The 2,450-nt window shown below is 40.1% G+C and carries 3 protein-coding genes; all 3 read left to right on the top strand.

Features of this window, described 5'->3' with window-relative positions; translation table 11 throughout:
• Nucleotides 1-411: 411 nt before the first annotated feature.
• The gene (locus MMY95_RS15405; protein WP_241277806.1) at nt 412-630 is read left to right on the top strand and encodes a hypothetical protein; all 219 of its coding nucleotides are present in this window, start codon (nt 412-414) and stop codon (nt 628-630) included.
• Complete coding sequence (locus MMY95_RS15400) at nt 627-1,430, top strand: bifunctional DNA primase/polymerase (RefSeq protein ID WP_241277805.1); 804 nt, start codon at nt 627-629, stop codon at nt 1,428-1,430. The genes MMY95_RS15405 and MMY95_RS15400 overlap by 4 nt, the downstream gene beginning before the upstream one ends.
• The coding region (locus MMY95_RS15395) for a hypothetical protein (RefSeq protein WP_241277804.1) at nt 1,430-2,450 on the top strand (1,021 nt) is incomplete at its 3' end. The genes MMY95_RS15400 and MMY95_RS15395, both read left to right, overlap by 1 nt.

The following is a 2,450-nucleotide window of genomic DNA, read 5'->3' as shown; positions in this document are numbered from 1 at the left end:
ATCTCAATGTTAAATCACGTAATACTTTAAAAAAATACATTAATCAGGGTTTACCAGTTATTATCATCAACGGTACTAAGCGTATTGATCAATTAGACGCAGATAAATTCATGCAGACACACAAAAAATAAGGCCTTGGGCGGGGCAAAACAAATTTAAGGAGGTGATTTCATGATAGCAACAACAATCTTATGGGCAATCAAGTTTATGATTGTGTCGTTTGTCGGCAACGTGGTGGTTAAGTTAATCAAGAACCCACGTCGGTATTTTGGAGTGTGAGGTCAGTCGCATGGGAAAGCATACAAAAAAGACCTACTTTACTTTGGAAGGTAGTAGGTCAGAAAGAAATAATCAAAAATATGCTTTCCCTTATTTTAACACGTTAGCACGGTTATATGAAGGGAATTTGTAATGAAGAAAACTAAAGATTTAGATGAACTAGCGTTTGAGGCTGGATCACTCGTAACTTCAATAGATGCTTTAGATGATTTTGTCTATGAATACTTCGTTAGTAACAATATTGATTATTCCGAAAAATTGAGTGGACTAATCACTGTCATAAAACAATATGCAGAAAATCACTATACAGATATTGATGAGCTTAATACGTTTGGTGGTGTTGAACAATGAAAGAGTTCGCAACGCTTGATAAAGCAATTGAGCTGGTCCAGCAAGGCTATGCGGTTTACCCACTAATTGAGAATACGAAGAAGCCACCTAAAGGGGTGGCGGGCTACCAAGCCGCAACTAGTGACCAGAACACCATCTTCGCATGGTTTAAAAAGCACCCCACTTACAACTTAGGCTTGCGCCTAGATTTATCGGATTTATTAGTTGTTGACATTGATATGCACGAGCCAACTAAAAACGGCCGGACTAGCTTGGCACAACTATTTAAGCAAGGACAGACGTTGCCGAATGATACCTACATTGAACGGACGGCTAACGGCGGCGTACATTACTTTTTGAAATATGCGGGTGCTAAGGTTCGCAAGATTGACGTTTGGCCCGGAATTGACTTGCTAAGTGACTTCACGGTGATTGCGCCAAGTGAGATTAACGGCAAGCCATACCAAGCTATTGACGGTCGAACTTTGGCTGATATTAAGACAGCTCCTCAATGGATAGTCGATAAGTTGGCGGGGCAAAAAGTGAACTGGACGTCAGAACACGCCTATACCACACGACAAAAGAAGTATACCGGTCGCTTGTTAGATGAAATGGTAACCGGGACAAACCAAGGTAATCGCAATGCTTGGTTAACTAAAATTGCCGGTCGTATGTTTGGCGTCGGTGCTGATCCCAAGACAGTCTATAACATGCTGTCAGTGATCAATGATTCGTTCGTGGATCCGGCACTACCTGATAGGGAAGTAAATACTATCTTTCATTCAATTCTAAAACGTGCAAGTCAGAGGGGGCGTCATTAGTGGGAAAGCCTAAAGAGCTACCGGAAGAAGATAAGCAACTGGCGAAACAGGCCGAGAAGGCTTTAAATAACGAAAATGACACCAAAAAGAGCACCGCAACGGAGCTGAAAAATTTAGTTTTCGAGCAACCAATTGAGTTTGGTTACAACGAAGAGTTTAGGGCGTTTGCCCGGGTTTCAATTAAGAATCATCATGAAGTATATGCGCTTGATTCGTTACAATTTCATGACTATTTATTCCAGTTATATGATGAAAAGACCCAGAATGTGTTACCAAAGTTAACCTATGATTCAGTTAATGAATACTTGGCAACGTATTCGCGGGTTCATGGTCAACAACAGAATGTTGTTATGCGGGTTGGTATCAATCAAGGTAAATATTATTTAGATCTATGCAATGACCAATGGCAAGTGGTTGAGGTTACTAAAGATGGCTGGCAAATTACTAAAGATAGCCCAGTTTGGTTTTACCGTACTAATGATATGGCGGCGTTACCAATTCCTAATCATCACGGTGGCAATCAAAATTTGTTAGAACTTGGATCATATCTCAATTTTAAGAGTGATAACAGTTTGGACTTGATAACTGGTTGGCTAATGGGTAGTTTCTTAGTCAATAGTTCACGACCAATATTAGTTATTCAAGGTATCGCTGGTGCTGGTAAGACTACGGCTAGTCGTTTAATTCGTGGGGTTGTTGATCCTGCAAAGCAAAAACACTCAATCTCACGTCCCAAATTGACAGTTGATAGTTTAGCAATTGACGCGATCCACCAACATACTTTAGTTTATGATAATTTTTCAGCGGGAACAATCACTGCAGAAATCAGTGATATGTTATGTACGATGGCGACTAATCAAAGTTACAGTAAACGTGCTTTATACACTAATAGTGACGAGGTATTGGTTAAGTTAGGTCGTTCAATCATTATCAATGGCATTGACGATTTAGCTAAGCGGCAAGATTTATTAGACCGGTCAATTATTCTAGAAATAGAAGCACCAAAAAAACGGCGAACGG

Origin of the sequence: Lactiplantibacillus sp. ME-2, from assembly GCF_022549155.1 — a bacterium.
GTDB classification, from domain to species: Bacteria; Bacillota; Bacilli; order Lactobacillales; family Lactobacillaceae; genus Lactiplantibacillus; species Lactiplantibacillus plantarum.
This window is presented reverse-complemented; position numbering and strand designations above follow the sequence as displayed.

Bases quoted from the DNA above. Each gene is read 5' to 3' on its own strand.
- MMY95_RS15405 (WP_241277806.1), top strand. From the start codon at position 412: ATGAAGAAAACTAAAGATTTAGATGAACTAGCGTTTGAGGCTGGATCA.
- MMY95_RS15400 (WP_241277805.1), top strand. From the start codon at position 627: ATGAAAGAGTTCGCAACGCTTGATAAAGCAATTGAGCTGGTCCAGCAA.